The organism is Rhizobium sp. BK181, assembly GCF_014193305.1.
Lineage (GTDB): Bacteria > Pseudomonadota > Alphaproteobacteria > Rhizobiales > Rhizobiaceae > Rhizobium.
In genome coordinates this window covers 64124-88334 of the sequence record NZ_JACHZA010000013.1, presented here as the reverse complement: position 1 = coordinate 88334, position 24211 = coordinate 64124, and the positions used below count along the sequence as shown (strand labels likewise).

General features: G+C 60.6%; 25 protein-coding genes. 8 read left to right on the top strand and 17 right to left on the bottom strand.

The window, feature by feature from the left end; all coding sequences use genetic code 11:
* Positions 1-13 precede the first annotated feature (13 nt).
* From FHT77_RS23480 to FHT77_RS23445, 8 genes are all read right to left on the bottom strand, one after another.
* A complete protein-coding gene (locus tag FHT77_RS23480) occupies positions 14-988 on the bottom strand; it encodes an MT-A70 family methyltransferase (protein WP_183757241.1) in 975 nt (324 codons plus the stop codon).
* Positions 985-1254, bottom strand: a complete 270-nt coding sequence (locus tag FHT77_RS23475; RefSeq protein WP_183757240.1) for a hypothetical protein — start codon at positions 1252-1254, stop codon at positions 985-987. The genes FHT77_RS23480 and FHT77_RS23475 overlap by 4 nt, the downstream gene beginning before the upstream one ends.
* Positions 1251-2480: a DUF3631 domain-containing protein gene (locus FHT77_RS23470; RefSeq protein ID WP_183757239.1), complete on the bottom strand. Its 1230-nt coding sequence runs from the start codon at positions 2478-2480 to the stop codon at positions 1251-1253. The genes FHT77_RS23475 and FHT77_RS23470 overlap by 4 nt, the downstream gene beginning before the upstream one ends.
* Positions 2473-2895 (bottom strand): hypothetical protein, encoded by a 423-nt coding sequence (locus tag FHT77_RS23465; RefSeq protein ID WP_183757238.1) that lies wholly within the window; start codon positions 2893-2895, stop codon positions 2473-2475. The genes FHT77_RS23470 and FHT77_RS23465 overlap by 8 nt, the downstream gene beginning before the upstream one ends.
* 305 nt (positions 2896-3200) lie before the next feature.
* On the bottom strand, positions 3201-3464 hold the full coding sequence (locus FHT77_RS23460; RefSeq protein WP_183757237.1) for a hypothetical protein: 264 nt from the start codon (positions 3462-3464) through the stop codon (positions 3201-3203).
* 120 nt (positions 3465-3584) lie between these two features.
* Positions 3585-4781: a tyrosine-type recombinase/integrase gene (locus FHT77_RS23455; RefSeq protein WP_183757236.1), complete on the bottom strand. Its 1197-nt coding sequence runs from the start codon at positions 4779-4781 to the stop codon at positions 3585-3587.
* 268 nt (positions 4782-5049) lie between these two features.
* Positions 5050-5241 (bottom strand): hypothetical protein, encoded by a 192-nt coding sequence (locus FHT77_RS23450; RefSeq protein WP_114712708.1) that lies wholly within the window; start codon positions 5239-5241, stop codon positions 5050-5052.
* Positions 5242-5407: 166 nt separating this feature from the next.
* A complete protein-coding gene (locus tag FHT77_RS23445) occupies positions 5408-5614 on the bottom strand; it encodes a hypothetical protein (RefSeq protein WP_016553993.1) in 207 nt (68 codons plus the stop codon).
* A gap of 781 nt (positions 5615-6395) precedes the next feature.
* On the opposite strand from FHT77_RS23445, the gene FHT77_RS23440 reads away from it, so the two are divergent.
* Positions 6396-6647, top strand: coding sequence for a GlsB/YeaQ/YmgE family stress response membrane protein (locus FHT77_RS23440; protein ID WP_016553994.1), 252 nt, complete (start codon positions 6396-6398; stop codon positions 6645-6647).
* A 69-nt stretch (positions 6648-6716) separates the two neighbouring features.
* Here FHT77_RS23440 and FHT77_RS23435 read toward each other — a convergent pair whose 3' ends face one another.
* Positions 6717-6998, bottom strand: coding sequence for a hypothetical protein (locus FHT77_RS23435; protein WP_016553995.1), 282 nt, complete (start codon positions 6996-6998; stop codon positions 6717-6719).
* A 217-nt stretch (positions 6999-7215) separates the two neighbouring features.
* Between FHT77_RS23435 and FHT77_RS23430 the strand changes: the two genes are divergently transcribed.
* From FHT77_RS23430 to FHT77_RS23405, 6 genes are read left to right on the top strand one after another with little or no spacing between them, the layout of a single operon-like run.
* Entirely contained in the window at positions 7216-9108 is a 1893-nt protein-coding gene (locus tag FHT77_RS23430) for a peptidylprolyl isomerase (protein ID WP_183757235.1), read from the top strand.
* A 16-nt stretch (positions 9109-9124) separates the two neighbouring features.
* Complete coding sequence (gene trpD / locus FHT77_RS23425; protein WP_183757234.1) at positions 9125-10141, top strand: anthranilate phosphoribosyltransferase; 1017 nt, start codon at positions 9125-9127, stop codon at positions 10139-10141.
* 9 nt (positions 10142-10150) lie between these two features.
* Positions 10151-10963 (top strand): indole-3-glycerol phosphate synthase TrpC, encoded by an 813-nt coding sequence (gene trpC, locus FHT77_RS23420; RefSeq protein WP_183757233.1) that lies wholly within the window; start codon positions 10151-10153, stop codon positions 10961-10963.
* A gap of 1 nt (position 10964) precedes the next feature.
* Positions 10965-11465 carry a cyclic pyranopterin monophosphate synthase MoaC gene (gene moaC, locus FHT77_RS23415; protein ID WP_183757232.1) on the top strand — a complete coding sequence of 167 codons (501 nt, stop codon included), beginning with the start codon at positions 10965-10967 and terminating at the stop codon, positions 11463-11465.
* Positions 11462-12685 carry a gephyrin-like molybdotransferase Glp gene (gene glp / locus FHT77_RS23410; protein WP_183757231.1) on the top strand — a complete coding sequence of 408 codons (1224 nt, stop codon included), beginning with the start codon at positions 11462-11464 and terminating at the stop codon, positions 12683-12685. Before moaC ends, glp begins: the two co-directional genes overlap by 4 nt.
* Before the next feature lie 53 nt (positions 12686-12738).
* Entirely contained in the window at positions 12739-13155 is a 417-nt protein-coding gene (locus FHT77_RS23405) for an ACT domain-containing protein (RefSeq protein ID WP_183757230.1), read from the top strand.
* Between the two features lie 16 nt (positions 13156-13171).
* Here the strand turns inward: FHT77_RS23405 and FHT77_RS23400 are convergent, their stop codons facing one another.
* From FHT77_RS23400 to FHT77_RS23380, 5 genes are all read right to left on the bottom strand, one after another.
* On the bottom strand, positions 13172-13864 hold the full coding sequence (locus tag FHT77_RS23400) for a methyltransferase (protein WP_183757229.1): 693 nt from the start codon (positions 13862-13864) through the stop codon (positions 13172-13174).
* A 156-nt stretch (positions 13865-14020) separates the two neighbouring features.
* Positions 14021-15934: a DEAD/DEAH box helicase gene (locus tag FHT77_RS23395; protein WP_183757228.1), complete on the bottom strand. Its 1914-nt coding sequence runs from the start codon at positions 15932-15934 to the stop codon at positions 14021-14023.
* 97 nt (positions 15935-16031) lie between these two features.
* Positions 16032-17891 (bottom strand): CHASE2 domain-containing protein, encoded by a 1860-nt coding sequence (locus tag FHT77_RS23390; protein WP_183757227.1) that lies wholly within the window; start codon positions 17889-17891, stop codon positions 16032-16034.
* Positions 17892-17896: 5 nt separating this feature from the next.
* On the bottom strand, positions 17897-18430 hold the full coding sequence (locus tag FHT77_RS23385) for a FecR domain-containing protein (RefSeq protein ID WP_405049312.1): 534 nt from the start codon (positions 18428-18430) through the stop codon (positions 17897-17899).
* 105 nt (positions 18431-18535) lie between these two features.
* Positions 18536-19678: a citrate synthase gene (locus tag FHT77_RS23380; RefSeq protein WP_183757226.1), complete on the bottom strand. Its 1143-nt coding sequence runs from the start codon at positions 19676-19678 to the stop codon at positions 18536-18538.
* Positions 19679-19763: 85 nt separating this feature from the next.
* On the opposite strand from FHT77_RS23380, the gene FHT77_RS23375 reads away from it, so the two are divergent.
* Positions 19764-20852: a citrate synthase/methylcitrate synthase gene (locus tag FHT77_RS23375; protein ID WP_183757225.1), complete on the top strand. Its 1089-nt coding sequence runs from the start codon at positions 19764-19766 to the stop codon at positions 20850-20852.
* 94 nt (positions 20853-20946) lie between these two features.
* On the opposite strand, the gene FHT77_RS23370 is transcribed toward FHT77_RS23375, so the two are convergent.
* The 3 genes from FHT77_RS23370 to tpiA all read right to left on the bottom strand — a co-directional run bounded on the left by FHT77_RS23370 (position 20947) and on the right by tpiA (position 24115).
* Entirely contained in the window at positions 20947-22575 is a 1629-nt protein-coding gene (locus FHT77_RS23370; RefSeq protein WP_183757224.1) for a CTP synthase, read from the bottom strand.
* Between the two features lie 140 nt (positions 22576-22715).
* Positions 22716-23237: a preprotein translocase subunit SecG gene (gene secG, locus FHT77_RS23365; RefSeq protein WP_183757222.1), complete on the bottom strand. Its 522-nt coding sequence runs from the start codon at positions 23235-23237 to the stop codon at positions 22716-22718.
* 107 nt (positions 23238-23344) lie between these two features.
* On the bottom strand, positions 23345-24115 hold the full coding sequence (gene tpiA, locus FHT77_RS23360) for a triose-phosphate isomerase (protein WP_183757221.1): 771 nt from the start codon (positions 24113-24115) through the stop codon (positions 23345-23347).
* Positions 24116-24211: the final 96 nt, after the last annotated feature.

Sequence of the window (24211 nt, the reverse complement as noted above, 5' to 3'; positions counted from 1 at the left end):
TCGTCGTCTAGGATCACTCTGCCGCCTCGGCCTGATTGCCCCACGCGCTCCAGCCAGGCCGGGCCGGGCCGCGCCGGAAAAGCTCAATCTTGGGCAAGATCGGGTAAAGCGTCTCGATCATTTCCGGGACGCAATCCGGCTTGCGGCTATGGTCCCGCTTAGGCTCGCGAAAGATCGACGCCGGTTGCGTTCCCGGTAGCGGGGCGGGAATCTCGCCGCGTTTACCCAGCAGAAGAAACTCATGTCGATTGCGGAAATGATAGCCCGGACCAATGCTGACTTTGTCCCACACCGCCGAGCAGCGATAGCGAAAGCCCCACGCATTGAGGACTTGCAGGCATTCCTCAAGCATCGGGCTTGTCGCCCACATAAAGCAGATCGCATCGTCAGCGGCGATCTCGCTGACAGGCAGCGCGCAGATTTCGTCCAGCCCCATCGTCGGATAATGGCGCTCGGGGCGGCGGTTTTCTGAGCCTATCGGTGGATACTCGTATTTCCACGGCGGATCGCAATACAGCACGCTGTACCGCTGATTGCTTTGCAGAGGACGGTTGCCCTGGCTGATCGACTCCAGCTTCGCCAGCCGTTCGATCCGCAGGATCTCGTTTTTGGCGTCATTGCGCTCCATGTCCGCATTGATCGTGCCGTCTGCCAGCAATGCGTCGAACCGATCCAGCGGCAGGCGCGTCAAATTGTAGAGCGTCATGGTATCGGCGGGGAGCCGTCCCACATGTGGGACGAGCCGCGTATCCGCCGCAATTGTCATTAGCCGATGGGCTTGCGAGCGCCCGAACGGCAGCAAGCCTTGGCCCTCCCATTTGTCGCGCCCAACAAGCCTCGACCATTTCCCCGGCTCATCCCTGAATCGCTCCCGAATCTCGATCAGCCGCCGCCCGGTTTCAAAGATCGCCCAAACGCCTTTGCGCCACGGCTCTGCCACGTACTCAGCGGCGGCGGCAACGTCCGCCTCGATGACAAGATCGCTCATTTCCTCCTCCTTTTCGGAAATACTGGCCGCCCTGGAGCGGCATGGCGCGCGCAGCGGCGGTTCGGCTGAAAGATCGCTCCCTCGGCGACAAAGGCCGAAAACAACCGCCCGCAGTTAGGGCATTGGCTGACCCAGCAGCCCACCCGCGTCTTGCCACCGTCCTTGCGGACGTATCTGATCCAGCCCGCCAGTTGATAAACTTGGCCGGTGTCGGTCATCTGGATGACTCCGCCCGGCTCGACAGTGGTCTCCTCAAGCTCGCTCATTGGACGCCTCCATTCAGCAAATCCCGCACCGCGCCGCTGACAGCCATGCTGCCCGGCGTTCCACTCGTTTCTGACGTTTCGTTCTCTATGGGAGACAGACACAAGGGTGGCAGATTGCGCTCCCAAGCATCATGGAAGTCGTCCCTCTGATATCCCTTCAGGGTGGTGTCCTTGGAAACCCTTACTTGCTTGGATTGAACGTTGTGCTTTCGAAGAAGGCGGGAGAGCCGTAGCGGAGTGATAGGCTTTCCCTTCATTTCCCCCCAAGGTGCCTCTGAAATATCGACAAGCTTCTCGATAAGATGGGCGGTCGAGATATTGAAATGGTACTCGCTGCCTAACGCCTCTCTTTCTATGAAAATGTCCCTGATATCCGAGAGGAGACGTAGCGGCAGGCTAATCTTGTGTTTGTCTCCCATAGCGGCCGAAACAAGCGTAACGCATGAAACGCGGGCAAGCTCAGGCCAGCGCCCGCCAGCGACATCGGCAATGGCGATCAGCGCCTCCCAGACATCGGCGTTTCTATCCGTTACCCCTTCTGGCATTTCCGGCACGTACCTGGCGAGCGCGGGCGCGCTTGCCTTGCCCCAATCTTCCAGCCGCTTGCGCAACGCCTCGCCTTCAGGTGCTTGCGCCCGCCGCCGATAAGGCTCTATCGGCTCGTCCCGCCGCCGCCTCAGCATATTGACGACGACCGATCTCGTCAGAATCGTATCCGGCAGATCGCCAAGGCCAGCGACAGCGACGGCGGCATAGGCTGGCAGTTCCTCGATTTCGACGCGCTTTCCTTTGACGACGCAGCGCCCGGCGACAGCGCCGCGCCTGTGCCCGGCATTGATAAGCGCGCGCACCTCCTCATGCTCGCGGGCTTTCGGCCCGAAAAGCGTGTCGACCTCGTCAAAAAGGATCGTCGGCAGGCCAGCCTTGTCGGCTACTTTGCGAAAGAGGTAGGCGCTACTGCAATTGATCGCCGTTACCGGGCGCGGCACCAATAGTTCGGTGACTTCAAGGCACCTTGTCTTTCCGCTGCCTGGCTCCGGGCTAAGAAACGCGATCCGTGGCGTGCTTTCCCAACAATCCATCAGGTGGCAATGGGCGCACCATAACGCATGCGCCACGCGGGCTGCGTCGTTTGGATAAGCGATAAAGCGGCCAAGGAAGGCCTCGATATCGTCCAGCAGCGCCGCGCCGATCAAAGGGCGGCTCGCGCCGTTCGGCTTAGTCATTGCCGCCTCCCTTGCGTTCGCCGGGATAACCGACTTGCCGCCGATAGTGCTTGTAATCGTCGTAGAGCCTTTGCCACGAGGCATCGATCGCAGCGGAAAGCTCATCCAGTGGGCCTTGCGGTGCTTGGCCGCGCTCCCGCGCAAGCGCCGCCTGTGTGCCGCCTAGCTCCCGGCGGAGATCAGTCACCTCGGCTTTGGCGCGGTAAAGCTCGGTGCGGAAAAAGGCGGCCTCCTCGGCGTCGGAAAGCGGCTCGTCAGGATTGAGCCGGGCCTCCATCGCGGCATGGATTCCGGCCAGCAGGCGGGTTCGGCTGGAGATCTCCCGCTCGAAGTCGCGGCGGCTCTCCACAATTCGGTCCAGTAGCGCTTGCGCCTTGGCCGGATCGTAAGAGTGTCGTTCGTCGTCGTCGCTCATGGCGGCGCTCCCTCACAGGGCGAGCGGCCCATCCATGCGGCTCGGCGGTGGATATTGCCAAAAAGGCAATGAAACTGCTTTGGGCGGGCTTTTCCGGCGGCTCCTCGGAGGAGCATGGTGGCGGGATATGAGCGCCCGCCGCGCATGATTACGCCATGCCTTTCATTGCGGTTTCGCCTTTCGAAGGCGTTACCGGCGGGCTATCGGATCGGCGCGGAAGGAGTTATTATGTCGGCACCCAATGTCACTCTTGTTTCCTTCCGCGCCCGGTAGCCTCAAGCCTGCCGGGCGTTACCCTGTAATGATTATGCGGACTGCCGAATAAGCGCCGCGCGGCGGCGGACCCATTCCTGAATCCAACTTACAGGCCAATGCGCGGAGGCTCGCTGGTCGCTGCCAGTCTTGATTGGCCTTGGAAAATCGGCGCGCTCCTGAAGGGCTTTCAAATGTGGGCGCGACTTGACGATCTTGCGCCGTTCGAGGTCCGGGTAGGACCAAAAGCCGAGATCGATATCAATTTCGCCATCCTCGATGGGAGGAAGGTCTTGCAGCTTACGGCTGGCAGACATGAAAACACGCTCCCTATTGGAACTTATCCCAACAAGAGAGCGCATGGCCGTATGTTTTACAAATTCATTAATTACCGGCTTTCAGCGCAAAAGCCCGCAATTAATTGATAGATGGGGGTGCTACTGTTCTTTGATCGCCGCTATAGGATTGCTACCCACGACCTTCTGGAGCTTGATGGCCCACTCAGCCAATGCCTCGCCTTTCATCTGCTCCAATTGCGCCCGGAGGTAAATCGCGCCGACGCCCGGCATGGCATGGTTCAGAACGGCCTCGATGCCATGCGGTGCGATGCCAAGCTCCTGCATTTCGGAGGCGGCGGTTCGGCGCAAATCGTGAAGCCGCCAATCGGTGGCGCCGGATAGCGTGTCCAGCCGCGACTTGAGCTTGCTGATACCTTGAAGCTTGCCCTTCGAGCGGCCCGGAAAGACCAGATCGCCAGCCGCGCCCTCCCCTACGATGTCCATGGCCATTTGCGGCAGCGGGACGATATGCATGCGGTCGGACTTGTTCTGAGTCATCTTCCAGCGCTTGTCGAGGATGTCCCCGAACTTTAATGAAAGGCCTTCGTCCTTGCGCTGCGCGGTCAGGAGGAGGAACCGGACCAGACGGCCAAAGCTGGTCGAGCCGACGCCGCCCTCCTTCTCAAGTTGGAAGCTGGCGGTCCAGATGGCCTTTAGCTCGCCATGGGTAAGGGTCCGCTCGCGCTTGGCTGGCGCTACTACCTTCAGAACCTCGCGGCTGAAATCGTGCTCGATGTGGTCCTCGGCGCTCGCCCACCGCAGGATCGGGCCGACATTGCGGAGGAGCAAGGAACTTTGATGGACCGCGCCGCGCTTGGCGATCTTGTCGCGGGCGGCGCGGAGGTCGGCCTTTGAGAATTGCTTGGCGGGAAGCGACAGGTAGGCTTTCAGGCCATTGCGAACGGTTCGCAAGCCGTCATCCAGCCGCTTGATCCTCCCCCCTTGCCTGCGCTTCATGGTCTCGTATGCGTCGATCAGGTCGCCAAGACTCTTGCTGTTTTTCGGATGGACCGGCGCAACCCTTTCCTCTGCCGGGACGCCGGACTCGATACGGCCAAGGAGCTCCCTCGCCTTATCGCGGGCGGCGGCGATGCCCATGCTATCCGATTCCTTCGGTGCGTTCGGGATATGGTAGCCGATGACCGGCTTGAACTGTTTCCCACCTTGCCGGTAGCGGACGGACCATGAGCGGCGGCGGGCACCGACCGTAAGCTGGAGGCCAGGCACGATCTGATCGGGATACTCTCCAGGCGGCAGCGTAGAGATATTGAGGCTGTTTAGTTTTATACGGTCCATGGCGGTTTACCCTTGAGTTTTACGGCGCAATTACGGCGCACCCATGGGTTAACATACCCTAACATACGTATGTTGCAATAAATAAATATACATATAATATCAATTAGTTATATTGACTTAAGTGCTTGGTAAAATTGGCAGGCCCAAAGACTTTTAATCAGTAGGTCTCGGGTTCGAACCCCGACGCTCTCACCATGAAAATCAAAGACTTGGTAGAGAAACGTGCCGCGCTGGTGAGTTGGGTCATTTCCCTTGCCGTCTCGCGCAGCTAATAGCTGCACGGACGATTGTCGCTCGGTCTAAATCCGCCTGCACAGGCTGGGTTCAGCGAGTAATCGCGTTGATAGGACGTGGAAGATCCGATTGACGAGGTGTAGTCGGGGTTGGTGGTGCAAGCCGAAACGATCGTGGAAAGACTGATCAGCGTTCCGGTCGCTACGAATGCGAGAAATCGGCTCATCTGAACTTCTCCCTAGGTGAGTGCTCACCCCGCGCAATCTCAGCGCCATTCGCTGAGAAAAAAGCGGCTTCAGGTCCGGTAGTCTTCTCTGCGGGCAGAGACCAGTTTCCCGGTGGCCACCTGTCCGCAGATCATTTCGTGTCCTCTGCCCCCAGTATGACACGTATCAATGTGACGTCGTCTTCCGGCTTGCCAACAGCAGAATGTAGTCGTCTGCCGCATCCGCTATTGCCATCGCTACCTCCGCGGGCGCCCATCCCTTTTGCTGCGCGTCGCGGATGATCTGATGGAGGGCGGGTTCAACATCAGCGCGGCAATCGAGCAGACGTTGATCATGCGTAGTGTCATTGCGAACCGACTGAAGATTGATCATAGCGGAACCCCTCTCATACGAAGGAAGCTACCATGACATAGATTGCAGGTTGAGCAAGCAAATGCTTAAGGAAAGAAGCGATTTCGTTGAGAATGCGCTTTTTTGATTACACAAGCGGCGTCGGCAAAACGTTTCACGGCATAATCAGCCATTAAATCCATCACCAGAGTGCGGCCAATTTCCGCCGGCCCTACGCTACAACAGGTTCAAAACGTCGCTGCAGGGAACAAAACCAATAGATATTGGTATTATTTGTACCACGCTGATATGGCAAAAGGTATAAGAATTGGTATGCATCGCGGTACCGTGGATTGTGCGCAACTGGAGTCGGACAATGCATGTCGTGCAGAATGGCCATTTAGGACAGTCTCGGTGTGGTCTTACGGAACCCTAAGCACTTCTCCAAACGTACTCGACATAGCGTCGAGTATTTTTAATAAAACGTCCAGTGGTTGTGCTTTGTAATGACCGGATGGACTGTGCTCGGTCGAGTACTGCCGGTGGGGGCGAAGTGTAAAATAGACTTCCTCCAGACCACGTGAGCCTCTTTGCGCCGCGCCTATTTTCGGGCGAATAGATTTGCGTTGCGCAACCAAGCGGATGGCTTATCTTTTTTGTTGTGGGGAATTGAGTCTCGGTGGCGTGTTTTGACGCTTTACGCTGCCATTTGCGTTGCGAAACAGTCTCGCGTTGCTAGTCACATATTTCCGCCTCTACTATAGGGGACGCCTCAATTTCCACCTTGGGCGCTGACTTCGTTGTTTCTCTGAAAGGAAATCATATGGAAGACGCAGGTGTGGGTTGGGTCGCGGCCATCATCATCGGTGGCATTGCCGGATGGCTCGCGGAAAAGTTCATGAACAGCAACATGGGGCTGTTGATGAACATCATTTTGGGCATTGTCGGCGCAATCGTCGCAAATGCCATCCTCGCAGGACTGGGCATCACGCTCGCCGGCTGGCTAGGCTATCTGATTGCGGGATTCGTCGGTGCCTGCCTGCTGATTGCCGTGGGGCGGGTTATTCGTCGTTAGATACCCGCACAAAATGAAAGCCGGGCGTCAGCACGCCCGGCCCTCGCCTTGTCAACTGCCAATCGACTTCTATCGACGGCTCATCAATCCGAAAAGATAGGCGACGCCGGCTGTCACGGCGAGCGCGAAGATAGGCTCCTCCCTTACCTTGTCGCGCAACCGTTCCGTCATGACCGAGGCTTCGTCGGCTACGGCGGTCTTGGCGCCCTGACCGAGTGCAACAACGCTCTCGGATAGGCGTGCAAGGTCTTCGCGCAATGCTGTGACCTGTGCGGAAAGATCGTCTGCCGCGATCTCCGCCTTCACACGCGCGGTTGCGGACTGGGCGGAGGCGGTTTTCATATCGGCCATGGTCTGCTCCTCTTTTTCCGGATGCTCTTCAACGAATTAGCCCTTAGAAAGGTTCCGATATCGGGCGTCTTTTGCTGCGCCAAGCGCTTCGACATGGTTGCAGATATAGCGCAGATGTTTTCGTGCGATAACCCTTCATTTCCTGCCGGCTTTGTTCTAAGGAACGTCCAATGCTTTGCCCGCGAACGGGCGAATATAATGCGAGGTTTGCGTTTCGATGTTCGATCTTCTGAGAAGAGCTGCTCACACCTGGGTTGCCAAGCTCCTCATGCTGCTGCTGGTTGCCTCTTTTGGTATCTGGGGCGTGTCGCGCTCGTTAATATCGGGCGGCAGCAGCACGACGGTTGTCAGCGTCGGAGACCAGCACGTCGACGTCAACGAATTTCGCTTGGCCTACCAGCGACAGGTCGCAAATCTCAGCCAGCAGTTCGGCATGCGCTTGACGCCCGACCAGGCCCGCGCTTTTGGCGTTGAACAGCAGGTGCTGGCGCAGCTCGTCGCCGGCGCATCACTCGACCAGTTGGCGGACGAGATGAACCTTGGCCTCTCCCAGGATCGGCTTGCGCAGTTGATCGGCGATGACCCAGCCTTCAAGGCGGTCAACGGCCAGTTCGACCGCACCCTCTTTACATCGCGGCTGCGCAATGCCGGCATCCGCGAGGATGACTATATCAAGGAACGCAGCAAGGTTGCCGTCCGCAGCCAGATCGTGGACGCTGTCTCCAACGGCTTCACAGCGCCGAAGACTCTGGTCGACGCCCTCAAGCTTCATGGCCAGGAAAGCCGCGGTATCGATTACCTGTTGCTGACCAATGCCAACATCGAGCCGATCAAGGCGCCTGCCGAGGATGTGCTTGCCAAGTGGTTCGAGGGCACCAAGACACGCTACCGCGCTCCGGAATACCGCAAGGTGGCTTTCCTCAAGCTTCAGCCGGAGGACATCGCCGACGCCGCCTCCGTTACCGATGACCAGATCCGCGAGGATTTCGACAAGCGCAAGGATAGTTTCCGCACGCCTGAAACCCGCACGATCGAGCAATTGACGTTCCAGAACAGGGATCTCGCCAATGCCGCCGAAGCCGCGCTGAAGACCGGCACGACATTCGATCAGCTGGTAACCGATCAGGGCAAGACCGCTACCGACGTGTTCCTCGGCGAATTCTCCAAGGACAAGGTTCCGGATCAGGCCATTGCAGAGGCTGCCTTCGCAGTCTCGAAGGACGGCGGAACGACGCCGGTCGTCGATGGCACGTTTGGTCCGGTCGTCCTCCGCGTGAGCAACATCAAGCCCGAAAGCGTCAAGAGCCTTGATGAGGTCAAGGACGAGATCCGCAAGCAGCTCGCCGTCTCCAACGCCTCGCAGGAACTCATCAACGTACACGATCAGATCGAGGACCTGCGCGGCTCCGGCTCGACCCTGGAGCAGATTGCAGAACAGCTCAAGCTGAAGGCCGTCGTCGTCGACGCCGTCGACGCTACGGGTCTCGACAAGGACGGCAATGAGATCAAGGACATTCCGGCCAAGCAGCAGGTTCTCGGCGCGGCCTTTAAGACCGACGCCGGTGCTGATGCTCCTTCCCTTTCGATCGGCACTGACGGCTATCTTTGGTTCGAAGTCCGCGATGTCATGCCGGAACGCGACCGCCCATTGAGCGAAGTGCATGATAAGGCGGTCGCCGATTGGACTGCGGAACAGCAGAAGCTTGAACTGGCCAAAAAGGCCGAAGACCTGAAGCAGCAGGCCAAGAAGGGAACATCGCTGGCAGACATTGCGGCGCCGCTTGGCATTACCGTCGAAAGCAAGAGCGGCATTACTCGCGGGACCGACGACCCCGTCCTCGGTCGCGCCGGCGCCAATGCTGCCTTCTCCGGGCCGATGGATACAGTCGCCATTGCCGTCGGCGGCGACGCGACGACGCAGATCCTTCTCAAGGTCACGGAAGTGAACACGGAACCCACGGGTGACGTGCTCAATAATCAGGACCAGCAGATCACGGCAATGGCAAATGCTGCCGGCGACGACATTCTCGATCAGATGGTCAACCTGCTGCAGACACAGTATGGCGCATCGATCAATCAGCCTCTCGCCGATCAGGCGGCAGTCCGCTAAGGGGGAATACACGCGCATGACCGATCTGAAGCCGCTTCTGGCGAAGGCTGCGAGCCGTGAGCCGCTGACACGCGACGAGGCCCGCGAGGCCTTCGACATTCTGATGTCCGGTCAGGCGACCCCTTCGCAGATCGGCGGCTTCCTCATGGCATTGCGCGTCCGTGGCGAGACGGTCGACGAGATTGTCGGCGCCGTGACGACGATGCGCTCCAAGATGCTGACCGTCGATGCACCGGCCGATGCGATCGACATCGTGGGAACCGGCGGCGACGCAAGCGGGACCTATAATATCTCGACACTCGCTGCTCTTATCGTGGCTGGTGCTGGTGTACCTGTTGCAAAGCATGGCAACAGGGCACTGAGCTCGAAATCAGGTGCGGCCGACAGCCTTGCCGCGCTCGGGGTCAAGCTAGATGTGACCCCCGAAGTGATCTCGCGGTGCATTCGCGAGGCTGGTGTCGGCTTCATGTTCGCCCAGCAGCACCATTCGGCGATGCGCCACGTCGGCCCGACGCGCGTCGAACTCGGCACGCGGACGATCTTCAATTTGCTGGGCCCCCTCTCCAATCCGGCCGGCGTCCGCCGTCAGCTGCTTGGTGTCTACGCGCCGCAGTGGGTCGTTCCGATTGCCGAGGTCATGCGTGATCTTGGCTCCGAAAGCGTATGGGTCGTCCACGGCAGCGGCCTTGACGAGATAACGACAACGGGAAAAACGAACGTCGCTGCCCTCGAACACGGGAAGATTCGGACGTTCGAGCTGTCGCCCGCAGATTTCGGTGTCGAGCCTTGCCGGCTAGAGGCGATCAAGGGCGGTGATGGCGTGGTCAACGCCGCAGCGTTGCGCGACGTTTTGAGCGGCGCAAAGAACGCCTACCGTGACATCGCGCTCGCCAATGCCGCCGCCTCGCTGGTGATATCCGGCAAAGCTGAGCTACTCGAGGACGGAATGCGGCTTGCGACGCAGTCTCTGGACAGCGGAGCGACGGCCGCGGCCCTCGACAAACTCGTCGCCGTGTCGAACGACATCGACTAGGATAGAGCCATGACCGACATCCTGAAGAAGATCGAACTGTACAAGCGGGAAGAGATAGCCGCCGCAAAAGCGACGGTATCGCTGGCTGATCTGAAGGCGATGCAGGCGGACCAATCGCCGCCGCGCGGCTTTCATCGTGCGCTGGTTGCAAAACGTGAGGCCGGCCAATACGGCCTGATCGCCGAGATCAAGAAAGCCAGTCCCTCCAAGGGCTTGATCAGGCCAGATTTCGATCCGCCGTCGCTGGCCAAGGCCTATGAAGTCGGTGGCGCTGCCTGCCTTTCGGTGTTGACCGACACGCCAAGCTTTCAGGGCGCCCCGGAATTTCTGATAGCGGCGCGTGCCGCGTGTTCGCTGCCAGCGCTGCGCAAGGATTTCATGTTCGAGACCTACCAGGCGCAGGAGGCGCGTGCCTGGGGCGCCGATTGTATCCTGCTGATCATGGCCTCGCTTTCGGACGACGATGCGAAGCGCCTTGAGGATGAGGCTTTCGGGCTAGGCATGGATGTGCTGGTGGAAGTCCACGATGCCGAGGAGATGGAGCGTGCGCTGAAACTGTCCTCTCCGCTGGTTGGCATCAACAATCGCAATCTACGGACATTCGAGGTCAGCCTCGAGGTCAGCGAAAAGCTCGCGCCGATGGTTCCTGGGGATCGTCTTCTGGTGGGCGAAAGCGGTATTTTCACCAACGCGGATTGCAAGCGCCTGCAGGCAGTCGGCATCAGCACCTTCCTGGTCGGCGAGAGCCTGATGCGCAAGGAAGACGTTACGGCGGCAACGCGCGCACTACTCTTCGCCGAAGCCGCTCAGGCGGCCGAATGATATGAGCGGCGGCCCGTCCGGTCTCACCCACATTGATGCCTCCGGCGAGGCGCACATGGTCGATGTCGGCAATAAGGTCGAGACCACTCGGGTTGCGACCGCCGAAGGCCACGTGAAGATGGCGGCCGCGACGCTCGATCTCATTCGTGCGGGCAATGCGAAGAAGGGCGACGTGATCGGCACGGCGCGCCTTGCTGGCATCATGGCCGCCAAGCAGACGAGCAACCTCATCCCTCTCTGCCACCCCCTGATGCTCACGAAGGTTGCGGTCGATATTACGGAGGACGCCGATCTTCCCGGCTTGCGCGTTACCGCGACCGTGAAGCTGACAGGCAAGACGGGTGTCGAAATGGAGGCCCTGACAGCCGTTTCCGTGGCCTGCCTGACGATATACGACATGGCGAAGGCCGCCGATAAGGCCATGGTAATCGGGAGCATACGGCTGCTCGAAAAATCGGGTGGCAAGTCTGGAGACTTTCGCCATCCGGAGTATGGCAAATGAGCATGTTGCCCGTTGCGGAAGCGCAGGATCGTTTGCTGTCACGGGCAAAACCAATCCAGGTGAGCGAAACTGTTTCCTTGCCGGAGGCCGACGGTCGCGTGCTGGCAGCTGATGTGCCGGCCAGGCTGACCCAGCCGCCTTTCGATGCGTCGGCGATGGATGGATATGCCTTGCGCGGTGACGACGCGCCGGAACCGGGCGCCGAGCTGCGGCTCATCGGGACGTCCTCTGCCGGCCACGGGTTCGACGGTGTTGTTGGTAAAGGCGAGACTGTTCGCATCTTTACTGGCGCGCCGGTTCCGTCTGGCGCCGATAGCGTGTTGCTGCAGGAGGATGCGGACAAAATCGAGGGCGGCGTCCGCACGACCTTTCCTGTTCGTCTTGGCCAGCACGTCCGGCCCCGCGGCCAAGATTTTGTTGAAGGCGAAACAGTGCTCAAGGCAGGCACCGTGCTGGACTTTTCTCGCCTGACTGTGGCGGCTGGAATGAACCACGCGACCCTTGAGGTCTTCCGCAAGCCCATGGTGGCGCTGCTCGCAACCGGTGACGAGTTGTTGCCGCCAGGAAGCTCACCGGCTCCCGCGCAGATCATTGCGTCCAGCACCTTCGGCATTGCTGCCCTGGTTCGTAAGGCTGGCGCCGAGGTCCTGGATCTCGGGATCGTTCCCGATGACAAAGCCGCGATTTCCGCGGCTGTCGAGCGCGCCCGGCGTGCCGAGGTCGATGTCATCGTGACGCTCGGTGGGGCATCGGTGGGCGACCATGATTTGGTGCAGGCTACGCTCGTCACATTGGGCATGAAGCTGGATTTCTGGCGGATCGCCATGCGTCCGGGCAAGCCGTTGATGGTGGGCAGCCTCGACGAAACGCATGTCATTGGCCTACCCGGCAATCCGGTTTCGAGCTTGGTCTGCGGACTGCTGTTTTTGGAACCGCTGGTTCGCAAGCTGGCGTCACTGCCGCCAGTCAGACGTGAGGCAATGGCGGGAGCGGCTGTAACGCTTCGTGCCAATGACCAGCGACAGGACTACGTGAGAGCGAGGCTGTTGCGATCACCGTCGGGCGGTTGGTCGGCAGAGCCGTTCGGCAAACAGGACTCGTCTATGATGAAGATATTCGCCGAAGCTGACTGCTTGATCGTTCGACCGCCACATGCGCCGGAGTTGCAGGCGGGAGACCCCTGCCCGGTGATGCTGCTGCGGCCTGATCTGCTCGGCTGACGTTTCTTTTTCATTCGCAGAAAGTGTCACAGACAAACCCTGGCCGGCTTGAGATGACCAAGCAGATCATACGAGAAACCGCCGCGATGCTGTCCGGAATGACGCCCGTGCTTACGGAGGACGAATTCGTCTTTTGTACAACCACGGACGAGAACATCATTCGGCGCGCGGCAATCGATGCGCTGGCGTCGTTTCGCGAGCACGAGGGAGTTTCCTTCATCCTTTCGAAAAGCAGGGCCTCGGAATTGGGCTTCAACTGCGATACGCCGATGCGGCGGATCGTTCTCGAAGTTTTTTCATCGCTGGAAGGTGTCGGACTGACAGCTGCTGTTGCCGCTACTCTCGCCGCACACTCAATCCCCTGCAACATGGTCGCAGCCTACCATCACGATCATGTCTTCGTTCCGACCGCCGTTGCGGAGGTGGCGCTGGAGATTTTGCAGAAACTACAGGAAGAGTCCTCCCGCTGAGAGGGCGCGTTTTGGGTCATGCTTCCAGGGCGAACACTCCACCAATGGCTGCATCACCTCCTGAGCCAAGGCCGAAATCGGGGACGGCATACTCGGCGACGAGACGCAGAGCTGTCAGCGGCAGTGACGATCTGCGCGGATCGCCTATAAGGACATCGACGCCGGCCTGGCGACGAGAGGTCAGGAACGGCAGAACTCTGCTGGCAAGTTCGGCATTGTAGAAAACATCACCGGCAAGAATGACGTCCACATCGGGAGCTGGGGCGCCGGAAAGTATATCTGCGTTCAACGCTTCGATCGCCACATCATTCGCCTCTGCATTGAGGCTGAGTGCCGCGATCGCATTGGCGTCGATCTCTGCCGCGATTACGGCGGATGCTCCGCATTTTCGAGCCGCGATCCCGACAATCCCGGAGCCGGCACCAAGATCCAGGACACGGCGGCCACGAACGATACTGGGATGATTTAGAACGTGCTTGGCAAGCAGGATCCCGCCCGCCCAATTGTAAGCCCAGTACGGTGGCGAATCGTCACGGCCACTAGCTCCAAGGCGACCCAGCCCACTGCCCGGATGGGCCGCATAGAGACGTATCTCAGGCAAACCCGGCACCGGCTCGAGTCGGAGGTTTTCGATAATGAAGGCGCGGATATCCGCTGGAGAAAGGGTGCTGGCCGCAGGGCCATTCTTACGGCGGTGCTGGCCACGCAATTGCTTTATATCCTCAAGCGATCAGTAGTTCTTCATCACCAGCATCCCGCCATCCATGAAGAGCGCGCGCTAGAGCGTGAAGGTCTCATTGCAAAGAGTGCTGAAAACATGAACCGTCAAAACGATTGTGCCTGCCATTGTCCACTCCGAGAATCTTTATCGGCGCCGCAAAGGCTGCAGCGCCGACGGGATGGTTTCAGCCTTCTTTTTCGAGAACTTGGGCTTCGGCCCACCGCCACCCTTGCCCTCAAACTTCGGCTTCCCAGGCTTTTTGCTCCAAGGCTTCGTGTCACGTCGCTCGTCGCGCTCGCCATCAGCGCGGGCTTCCTTCCGAAACTTGTCTTTTGGCCGCTCGTCGCTGAACTCGCGGCGCTCGCCAAAGGCCTTCTTGCCGGCATAAGGCTTGGAGGTTGCTGGCTTGCTGAAATCGGGCGTGCCATTCAGGGCTGTGACGCGGATGCCGCGTTCCATCGTTTTGTTCGGACCGATGGACTGCAGGAAGCTGTCGGCGCTTGCCGTTGAAATCTCGACGTAGGTTTCGTCGGGCTGCATCTTGATGGCACCGATGTCACGCTTAGTCAGATTGCCGTTGCGGCAGAGCATCGGGATCAGCCAGCGGGGCTCTGCATTCTGCTTGCGGCCGACCGAAAGCGAAAACCACACGCTCGCGCCGAAGTCGTCGCGCGGACCTTTCTGATAAGGTTCGCGTGGTCCCTCGGCGTGCTCGCGGCGCTTGCGGCCGCGATCGTCCTGGACCGCGACCTCGATCAGGTCCTCCGGCGCTGACTGGTTGGACCGATAGAGATTGACGAACGCCGCGGCGAGCTTTTCTGCGCCGTGGGCATCGAGAAGCCGTTTGACCAGGTCCCGAGCCTCTTCGCTCGGGGGTTCCTCGAAGATGGGATCGGCAAGCAGACGCGCTTCGTCACGTGCCGTCACCTCTTCTGCCGACGGCGGACGAGCCCAGGCAGCCGAGATACCGGCATTGTCAAGGAGGCGCTCCGCCTTGCGCCGCACGTTCAGCGGCACGATCAGTGCGCTGACGCCCTTGCGGCCCGCGCGACCGGTGCGGCCGCTTCTATGAAGCAAAGTTTCCGGATTGGTCGGCAGGTCGGCATGAATGACAAGGTCGAGGCCGGGAAGGTCGATGCCGCGGGCGGCGACATCCGTTGCAATGCAGACGCGGGCGCGTCCATCGCGCATCGCCTGCAGCGCATGGCTCCGCTCGTTCTGCGTCAGTTCACCCGACAAGGCGACGACGTTGAAGTTGCGATTGTGAAAGCGGGCAGTCAGATGGTTGACCGCGGCGCGCGTCGAACAGAACACGATGGCATTCGTCGCCTCATAGTAGCGCAGGACATTGATGATGGCGTTTTCACGGTCGCTGGGCGACACGACAAGCGCCCGATACTCGATGTCGCCGTGCTGCTTTTCCTCGGTAGCCGTCGCGATCCGCACCGCGTTCTTCTGATAGCTCTTCGCGAGCTTTGCAATGGCAGCGGGAACAGTCGCCGAGAACATCAGCGTCCGACGGTCATCTGGCGAGGAATCAAGAATGAACTCGAGATCCTCGCGGAATCCGAGATCGAGCATTTCATCCGCTTCATCAAGTACGACTGCCTTGAGCGCAGAAATGTCGAGCGCATTGCGCCTGATATGATCGCAGAGACGCCCCGGCGTGCCGACAACGATATGCGCGCCACGCTCCAATGCGCGACGCTCGCTGCGGATGTCCATGCCACCGACGCAGCTCACGATTAGCGCGCCCGTCGCTTCGTAGAGCCATTCGAGTTCGCGCTTGACTTGAAGCGCGAGCTCTCTTGTCGGTGCGATCACCAGCGCCAGCGGCTCCGCCGCAGGCCCGAAACGGTCATCGTTTTCGAGCAATGTCGGTGCCAGCGCCAGGCCGAAGGCGACGGTTTTCCCGGACCCTGTCTGGGCCGAAACGAGAGCGTCCGACGCGGCAAGCGTCGGGTCGAGCATGGACTTTTGCACCGGCGTCAGCTCGGTATAACCGCGCTTCACCAACGCCTTGGCGATCGCCGGAACGACGCCGTTAAAATCTGTCATGTTGTTTATCTTTCGGAAGTCTCACGCGCATGCTGCGCCCTGGCCGGCAGTTGCCGGTAGAGAAGTTGGCCGTTCCTACTTTGTCAGACGGCAAATGTCAAAGCAGATGTCCATGCCATAACCACACATCGATTCCTTCGCTCCGACCGCGAATGCGCGCTTGTACGGGACCTTCGAGCCGGCCGGAACGGAGCGGAGCGCTATTTGCCGCCGCGGCTTTCATCAATGCAGTGCTCAGGGCCAGTTCGACACCACGCGATGCCGCCACCTCCATCAGCCGGCTGGCGACATTCACGGTGTCGCCGGTTGCCGTGATCTGTTGGCGATTGCCGCTCCCGAGTCGCGATGCGACGACAGGCCCGCAGTGCGCACCGACCTTGAAGCCGGCCTTCCGGCCGCTCAGCGCGGGATGGGCCGCAAGCCATGGCCGCATTCGATCACACAGGCTGACGGCGCAGGCAGCCGCCCGAGTGGCATCGTCGGAGGCTGGTTGTGGCAAGCCGAACAGAATCATCGCGCCATCGCCCATGAAGCTGGTGACCGCGCCGCCATGCGAACGCGCCTCTCCGTCGACCATCTCGAAGAAATCGCTGAGGACTTCACGGACATTCGTCACGCCGATCGCTTCGCTCAGTCCCGTGAAGCCGGAGAGATCGATAAAGACGACCGCTGCGTCCTGCCGTACCGGTTCGGCCAGGAAATCGGGATCGCGCGCGAGCCATTCGCCCAGCCCCGGCGCTTCGATGCGCTGTAGGAGATCGCTTTGCGCCGCGAAGTGCGCAGCCTGGCGACGATCGATCCAGATTTCGGCGGCACCGAAGAGCAGCACAGGCGGCAACGCCGCGGCGATCGGCAATGCTGCGCTAAACCAGTAGCCATGTGCGAAGGCGGTAATGTTCAGGGCTGCCCACGCGAAGGCCACGCAGGCAATGATAGCGTAACCGATGGCGCTGCGCCGCCACGCAAGCAAGCTGATAAGAAGCAGTGGCAGCGAAACGGCTATGAGCGAATCGAGCAAACGCACATTGCGGTCCCTGATGATACCGTCGCCGGCAATCAGATGTGTTGCTGCCGTCGCCATGACCTCGACGCCCGGCAAGACCGGGTCGAATGGCGTCGGGAATACGTCGCCGCCGCCAGTCACCGTGGCGCCGATCACCACGATCCTGTCCTCGATCGCTTTGGCGGGGAGCTTGCCGGCCAGTGCATCAGCGGCGCTGAAGGTTGGAAGAGTCCCGCGCGGGCCATAGAAGGTAATGGGAAGCCGCTGCCCGTTGTCGGTCGGCAAATGCCGGTCACCGAGTGCCAAACCACCTGGCGCGAATGCCGGATTGATACCCAGCGCCAGCGACGCCACTCGCAGCGGAAACGAGGCATCGACCCGCTCGCCGCCTCGAGAAATCAGGGGAATGAACCGGGGTGTCCCCGATTCATCAGTCGCGACATTGACGACGCCGATGGCAGCGACGTCGGAAAAGCGGGCAAGTGGCAACAGCATCTGGTTGGCCGTCGGGATCGCCGCCAGCGGATCGTTGGCGTCGTGACCAACCACCTGCGTGTCTTTGGGGAAAACGCCGGCTGCAGCGATCACACTGGGCGTCTGCTGAAGCGCCAAGGCAAGTGCCGCGTCGCCTTCCTCTGGGCCGGGGTCAACGAGTAGGAGATCGAGCGCTATGACCTTCGGTTTTAGGGCGCTGACGGCGGATACCACGCGGGCGAGTGTCGCTCGACTAAGCGGATAGCCATTGTCGGCAGCAGTAAGATCGTCGATCGCCACAATGCTGGTGATCGGCGGGGCTTCCCGCGCGCCGATGAGGGTACTACGCAGATCAGTGAGAGACGCTTCGAGACGGTCGAGAAAGCTCATGCTGCCTGAGAGATGCATGTAGCCGAGCAGTCCGCCCCAAAGGGCGGATAGTAGCAGCGCGATCGTGATCAGGAGCCGTCTGGCCTGCATCGGCGCTATTGGCCTAGACGGGCAAGCAGGGCTGCAGCGCGGGCGGGCGGCCAGCGGCGGACAGTCAATGGTTCGCTGCCTCGCGTAACGTCGACACCCTCGCCGACATCCAAGACGACGCGCGGTCCAGCAGTCGAACGACCGACCGCGACGCGGCCGCGTACGACGAAGACCGACGTCGTGCCGCTTTTGACATCGACTGCCCACCGCGTGCCGCGGACGGCTGCAATCGCCTGCGGCGTGATCACCTCGAATCCTCCAGGGCGACGGGCGCGGTCGACATCCACGAGTACCGCCTTGTTGCGCAGGGAGACGGCATCCGGTCGTCCGTCGCGGTTGCGGTCAATGACATTGAAACGAGCGCCGCCTTCGGCAGTGATTGTGACGCCATCGGCGCAGTGCATGACTTGCCGCGAGCTTCCCGCCACACGCTCCATGGTGCATCCGCCGGCTTGTGCAAGGGCCACGCCCGAGGTGAAAAGGCAGGTACCGCTAGCCCACACGACCAGCGCTAAAAGCATCCTGGAGTTTACAAGCATATCCGTCCCCTAATGAATGCGCGACCGGACGCCCTGCGTGCGGCATCCGTCCTATGTGATTGCTGCAGCACGCATGCCGAAACGTCAACGACTATCCGACTTGGTCTATGCTTTGGCGGCTGTGATTGCCGGTCCCGTATAACGCGCCCTCGGACGAATGAGATGACCGCTCTCGACCTGCTCGATGGCATGGGCGAGCCATCCGACGGATCGCGCGAGCGCGAAGATCACAAGCGGAGCATTCTCGGGAAGATCAAAAACGGCCGACATGGCGGTGAGCGCAAAATCGACGTTGACGCTTTCTCCGATAAGCTGCTGGCCTACCATCGCGAGATCCGCGTACTCCTGTGGGAGAGAAAACTGGGACAATAGCGCTTTTGCCCGGATGTCTCCGACCGGATAGAGAGGGTGACCGAACGCGTTGAGCGACCTCCCCTCGGTCAACGCCTGTCGGACAGCCGCGTTCGCCCCGAGTGCGTTGACGTCGTCGATCAATGAGGCGACGCCCTGCCATGCGCCACCGTGAAGTGGTCCCGTCAAGGTCGAGAGCCCGGAAAGTACGGCGGCCGACAACGTTGCGCCCGAAGAGGCCGCCACCCGTGTGGCGAAGGTCGATGCGTTAAGCTCGTGATCTGCGAGGAGTACAAGCGCGCGCCTGATGCAGTTGGCCGCTTCAGGCCTGCCCCAGCTCGCCGCGAGGCGGAGATGCAACGGCAGGTCACTCGCATCTGGTGCCAGGGCCATCCCGATGGTCGACAGGATGGTCTGAGCTTCAGCCTTCAGTGCCGTCGATGACCGACCTAGGCTCGGCAGGTCGCGGGTGACGCGCTGCGCAAGCAGGACGAACGCCCGTTCCAGCGAGGGCGTCGTTGCTGCCGTGTGGCCGGGCATCGTCGCGACGGGTCCAGACTCCCATAGAAGTGCAGCAGTCTCCTCCAGCGTCGCATGCTCGGCCCATGCGGCCGCTTCGCGCCCGCGATAGTAGAGCCGGCCCTCTGCGACAGTCGAAATGGCGGACGGCAATACGGGGTCGCCCCATTGGATGGCATCTGCCGCTACGGTCTCGGTCTTTCGCCGGCCCGCATGCCGCTTGGCCAGCCGCATGACATCGGCTGCATTGTAGAGACTACGCCGTGGGTCGGTCGTATCGGCCTTAGCCCGGATCCGTCCGCGACTCACATTGGCGTAAAGCGTCTGCGGTTTGGTGCCGAGTCTCTCGAGCGCTTGCTCTGCGGTCAGCCAGGACATGAGGTCCTCTTATATTGATCTATTACATCAAGATTGACGTCAATTAATCTAGGTTCGATCCTGCTGCTCGTAAAGGAGAAACACCATGAAGAACGGTTTGGAAGATGTCATTGCTGCTGAGACACAGCTGTCCGATGTGGACGGTGAAGCCGGTCGCCTGATCATCCGGGGCGTGTCGCTCGATCAGCTGGTGTCGACGGCAACCTACGAAAGCATAGCCGCATTGCTGCTCGACGGACTGACGGAACGACATTTCAGCCTCGCAGAATTTGGCCCGCGGCTGGGCGAAATGCGAGAAGACCTGTTCGTCCATCTCGCAGCCCTCGATTCCGCGGCGCTGGGCCTGCCGCCTGTGGATGCGATGCGTGCTCTTATCGCCCGTCTGCCGGATGGCGAGGACTTCGAGGCCGCTCTTCGATTGCTCGCAGCGCCCGCAGTCTTCTTGCCGGCGATAATCCGTCTGCAGGCCGGCAAGGAACCGTTCGCGCCGGATCGCTCCCTGCCGCAGGCCGCCGACATCCTGCGTATGCTTACCGGCCAGTCCCCGAGTAGAGAGCAGACCGCGGCACTCGATGCCTACCTTGTGACGATCTCGGATCACGGTCTTAACGCCTCGACCTTCGCCGCGCGCGTTGTCGCCTCGACGCACGCCGGCCTCACCTCGTCGGTGCTCGCGGCCATCAGCGCCCTCAAGGGACCGCTGCATGGCGGCGCACCAGGCCCGGTGCTCGATATGTTCGACGCGATCGGAGCGAGCGCGAATGCACATGACTGGCTTAGCCATGCACTGGATCGCGGCGAGAGGCTGATGGGCTTCGGTCATCGGATCTACCGAGTACGTGATCCGCGCGCCGACGCCTTGAAGCAAGCCCTTCGGCCGCTAGTCTCCGCCGCACAAGTTGATCGCGAGCGGATCGTCCTGGCGGAAGCCGTTGAACATGCGGCGCTCGCAATCCTCAAGGAACGCAAGCCGGGTCGACCACTTGATGTCAACGTAGAGTTCTACACGGCTCTGCTGCTCGAAGCGTTGGGCTTTCCGCGCGAGTCATTTACTGGCGTGTTCGCAATCGGCCGGACCGTTGGGTGGATCGCCCACGCGCGTGAGCAGGCACTCGAAGGTCGATTGATCCGGCCGCGTTCGGTCTATATCGGGCCGCTGCCGCAAGCCGCCTGACCGGCCCAATACGCGGGCGGCTCCGGCCGCCGAGCTAACGGCGCGCTTACTGAAAAGGCCGCCTGGCTGACGTTGCCAGGCGGCCCCTTGTGAATCAGACCAGGCGGCTCTGCTCGGTTGCCGCCTCGATGAAGCTCGCGAACAGCGGATGCGGGTCGAGCGGCCGGCTCTTCAATTCGGGATGGTACTGAACACCGATGAACCACGGATGATCCGGATATTCGATCGTCTCCGGCAATACACCGTCCGGTGACATCCCGGAGAACACCAGGCCGCAGTTTTCCAAACGATCCTTGTAGTCGACGTTGACTTCGTAGCGATGCCGGTGACGCTCTGAGATATCCGTCGACCCGTATATGTCGGAAATCTTCGTGCCCTTCTTCAGGGCCGCCTTGTAGGCACCGAGGCGCATGGTGCCGCCGAGATCGCCGGCAGCTGTACGCTTCTGCAGCTCATTGCCCTTTACCCACTCGGTCATCAGGCCAACAACCGGTTCTTTCGTGGGGCCGAATTCGGTGGACGATGCGTTTTCTACACCGGCGAGATTGCGTGCCGCTTCAATGACCGCCATCTGCATGCCAAAGCAGATACCGAAATACGGCACTTTGCGCTCGCGTGCGAAGCGGGCTGCATGGATCTTGCCTTCTGAACCACGTTCACCAAAGCCGCCGGGAACGAGGATCCCGTGGACCTTTTCGAGGTACGGTGCCGGATCTTCCTTTTCGAAGACCTCGGATTCGATCCATTCCAGCTTGACCTTGACGCGGTTGGCAATACCGCCGTGATGAAGCGCTTCGATCAGCGACTTATAGGCATCCTTCAGGCCGGTGTACTTGCCAACGATCGCGATCGTGACCTCGCCCTCAGGCGTACGGATACGGTTGCAAACCTCTTCCCACGGGTTGAGGCGTGGCTTCGGGGCCGGTTCGATGCCGAAAGCTGCGAGCACTTCGTTGTCGAGGCCTTCCTTATGGTAGGCGATCGGCACATCATAGATGTTGGCGACATCGAGCGCCTGGATGACCGCGGAGGGGCGGACGTTGCAGAACAGCGAGAGCTTGCGGCGTTCCGCTTCCGGAATTTCACGGTCCGCGCGAACGAGCAGGATGTCGGGATGAATACCGAGTGCCTGCAGTTCCTTGACGGAGTGCTGAGTCGGCTTGGTCTTCAGTTCGCCTGCCGCCGGAATGTAGGGCATCAGCGTCAGGTGAACATAGATCGCAGTGCCGCGCGGCAGATCGTTGCCGAGCTGGCGGATCGCTTCCATGAACGGCATCGCCTCGATATCGCCTACCGTGCCGCCGATCTCGCAGATGACGAAGTCGTAGTCGTCATTGCCTTCGGTGACGAAATCCTTGATCTCGTTGGTGACGTGCGGAATGACCTGAACGGTCGCGCCGAGATAGTCGCCACGGCGTTCCTTGTCGATGATGTTCTTGTAGATGCGTCCGGTGGTGATGTTGTCGGTCTTGGTCGCCGAACGTCCGGTGAAGCGCTCGTAGTGGCCAAGATCAAGGTCGGTTTCCGCGCCGTCGTCGGTGACGAAAACCTCGCCGTGCTGGGTCGGGCTCATAGTGCCCGGGTCCACGTTCAGATAGGGGTCGAGTTTGCGAAGCCGCACCCGATAACCACGGGCCTGCAGCAACGCTCCGAGAGCCGCGGCCGCAATTCCTTTACCGAGAGAGGAAACCACGCCGCCAGTGATGAATACGTATCGCGCCATGGGAGTCACCGGATACCTTTTCAAAAACGATTCCACCAGCCCAAAAATTCATTTCCAGAATTTTTGGCGCCAGCGCGGAATCTAAACAAAAGAAAACCGGCAGACCCGAGGGCCTGCCGGCGGTTTATGCTGTATGCCGCTTACTGCCCGCTTGGGACGGTGGCGGGTGCCGGAGCAGCAGGTGTGGTGGCCTGCGGTGCCGCCGGAGCAGTCTGAGTAGATGCGGGTGCCGATGTCGTCGGCGCTGCCGGTGCCGCCGGAGCGGTTGCGGCGGGCGCTGCAGGAGCCGGAGCGGATTCGCCGCCGGTCGGAACGCCGTTGTTGCTTTGCGGGGCTGGTGCTGCCGGAGCGGCGTTACCGTTCTGGCCGCCGAGCGAGTCGAGAATACCCTTGCCCTGCCCGCTCGTCGCCGGAATGCGGTTCAGAATATCCGTCGGACGGCTCTCATAGCGATTAAGCACGCCGAGACCGAGCGAGGTGATAAAGAACAGCGCCGCGAGGATCGCGGTGGTGCGCGTCAGCGCATTGGCCGTGCCACGGGCGGACATAAAGCCGGAACCACCGCCGATGCCGAGGCCGCCGCCTTCCGAGCGCTGGATGAGCACGACGCCGACAAGCGCCAGCACGATCATGAGATGGATGACAATCAAAACGGTCTGCATGGGTCCAGTCCTGCCCACACGCGCGGCGGGCATAAAGTAAAATTCTGGCGCTCTTTACATGAGGTCATCAGCTATTCCAAGCCCTTCGGCTCGGAATATACACGGCTCTAGTCAAGCAGCGCTTCGTATGCGCCGTAGATGGCAAGGAAGTCGGCCGCTTTCAAGCTCGCGCCGCCAATCAGAGCGCCATCGACATTCGCGACGCCCATCAATTCCTTGGCGTTGCTAGGCTTGACCGAGCCGCCGTAGAGAATCCGAACTTTTTTGCCGGTGTCGCCGAAGCGGGCGACGAGCTCGGAACGCATGAAGGCGTGTGCCTTCTCGACGTCTTCCACCGTCGGCGTCACGCCGGTACCGATCGCCCATACGGGCTCGTAGGCAATGACCGTATTCTCTGCCGTTGCGCTCTCCGGCACAGAGGCGGAAAGCTGGCGCTTGATGATGTCGAGGGTCTGGCCCGCCTTGCGCTCGTCAGCCGTTTCGCCAATGCACACGATCGCCGTCAATTCTGCTGCAAAGGCAGCCTCGGCCTTGGCGCGAACAAGATGGTCTGTCTCGGCATGGTCTGTGCGACGTTCAGAATGGCCGACAATGACATAGGTGCCGAAGCAGTCGGCAATCATCTCGGCCGAGATATCACCTGTGTGGGCGCCCGAAGGTTTCTGGTGGCAATCCTGCGCGCCGATCGCAAGTGGGCTGTCGGTTGAGAGCGCCGTAGCGACATAAAGCAAGGTTGCCGGTGGGCAGATCAGCGCCTCCACCTTGGCGGAAAGTGGTCCCTGAACGCCTTCCGCGATCGCCTTAATCTGGTCCAGGGAGGCACGCGTGCCGTTCATCTTCCAGTTTCCCGCCACGAGCGGACGCACGTCAGGTGTCATGCCAGCCTTCCAATCTTCCACGTATGCCGGGGGGCTTAGCAAAAGCACCGGTCAATGAAAAGGTTTTGCGCCTTTCCTAAGGGAAATAAGCGGGGC

What these genes read in the sequence shown, in the direction of transcription:
- FHT77_RS23470 (WP_183757239.1), bottom strand. Translation starts at nt 2,480, where the DNA reads ATGACTAAGCCGAACGGCGCGAGCCGCCCTTTGATCGGCGCGGCGCTG.
- FHT77_RS23375 (WP_183757225.1), top strand. Translation starts at nt 19,764, where the DNA reads ATGAAGAACGGTTTGGAAGATGTCATTGCTGCTGAGACACAGCTGTCC.
- FHT77_RS23465 (WP_183757238.1), bottom strand. Translation starts at nt 2,895, where the DNA reads ATGAGCGACGACGACGAACGACACTCTTACGATCCGGCCAAGGCGCAA.
- glp (WP_183757231.1), top strand. Translation starts at nt 11,462, where the DNA reads ATGAGCATGTTGCCCGTTGCGGAAGCGCAGGATCGTTTGCTGTCACGG.
- FHT77_RS23430 (WP_183757235.1), top strand. Translation starts at nt 7,216, where the DNA reads ATGTTCGATCTTCTGAGAAGAGCTGCTCACACCTGGGTTGCCAAGCTC.
- FHT77_RS23440 (WP_016553994.1), top strand. Translation starts at nt 6,396, where the DNA reads ATGGAAGACGCAGGTGTGGGTTGGGTCGCGGCCATCATCATCGGTGGC.
- secG (WP_183757222.1), bottom strand. Translation starts at nt 23,237, where the DNA reads ATGCAGACCGTTTTGATTGTCATCCATCTCATGATCGTGCTGGCGCTT.
- FHT77_RS23390 (WP_183757227.1), bottom strand. Translation starts at nt 17,891, where the DNA reads ATGCAGGCCAGACGGCTCCTGATCACGATCGCGCTGCTACTATCCGCC.
- FHT77_RS23455 (WP_183757236.1), bottom strand. Translation starts at nt 4,781, where the DNA reads ATGGACCGTATAAAACTAAACAGCCTCAATATCTCTACGCTGCCGCCT.
- FHT77_RS23460 (WP_183757237.1), bottom strand. Translation starts at nt 3,464, where the DNA reads ATGTCTGCCAGCCGTAAGCTGCAAGACCTTCCTCCCATCGAGGATGGC.
- moaC (WP_183757232.1), top strand. Translation starts at nt 10,965, where the DNA reads ATGAGCGGCGGCCCGTCCGGTCTCACCCACATTGATGCCTCCGGCGAG.
- FHT77_RS23370 (WP_183757224.1), bottom strand. Translation starts at nt 22,575, where the DNA reads ATGGCGCGATACGTATTCATCACTGGCGGCGTGGTTTCCTCTCTCGGT.
- FHT77_RS23445 (WP_016553993.1), bottom strand. Translation starts at nt 5,614, where the DNA reads ATGATCAATCTTCAGTCGGTTCGCAATGACACTACGCATGATCAACGT.
- trpD (WP_183757234.1), top strand. Translation starts at nt 9,125, where the DNA reads ATGACCGATCTGAAGCCGCTTCTGGCGAAGGCTGCGAGCCGTGAGCCG.
- FHT77_RS23450 (WP_114712708.1), bottom strand. Translation starts at nt 5,241, where the DNA reads ATGAGCCGATTTCTCGCATTCGTAGCGACCGGAACGCTGATCAGTCTT.
- FHT77_RS23475 (WP_183757240.1), bottom strand. Translation starts at nt 1,254, where the DNA reads ATGAGCGAGCTTGAGGAGACCACTGTCGAGCCGGGCGGAGTCATCCAG.
- FHT77_RS23380 (WP_183757226.1), bottom strand. Translation starts at nt 19,678, where the DNA reads ATGTCCTGGCTGACCGCAGAGCAAGCGCTCGAGAGACTCGGCACCAAA.
- FHT77_RS23480 (WP_183757241.1), bottom strand. Translation starts at nt 988, where the DNA reads ATGAGCGATCTTGTCATCGAGGCGGACGTTGCCGCCGCCGCTGAGTAC.
- FHT77_RS23435 (WP_016553995.1), bottom strand. Translation starts at nt 6,998, where the DNA reads ATGGCCGATATGAAAACCGCCTCCGCCCAGTCCGCAACCGCGCGTGTG.
- FHT77_RS23405 (WP_183757230.1), top strand. Translation starts at nt 12,739, where the DNA reads ATGACCAAGCAGATCATACGAGAAACCGCCGCGATGCTGTCCGGAATG.
- FHT77_RS23385 (WP_405049312.1), bottom strand. Translation starts at nt 18,430, where the DNA reads ATGCTTGTAAACTCCAGGATGCTTTTAGCGCTGGTCGTGTGGGCTAGC.
- trpC (WP_183757233.1), top strand. Translation starts at nt 10,151, where the DNA reads ATGACCGACATCCTGAAGAAGATCGAACTGTACAAGCGGGAAGAGATA.
- tpiA (WP_183757221.1), bottom strand. Translation starts at nt 24,115, where the DNA reads ATGACACCTGACGTGCGTCCGCTCGTGGCGGGAAACTGGAAGATGAAC.
- FHT77_RS23395 (WP_183757228.1), bottom strand. Translation starts at nt 15,934, where the DNA reads ATGACAGATTTTAACGGCGTCGTTCCGGCGATCGCCAAGGCGTTGGTG.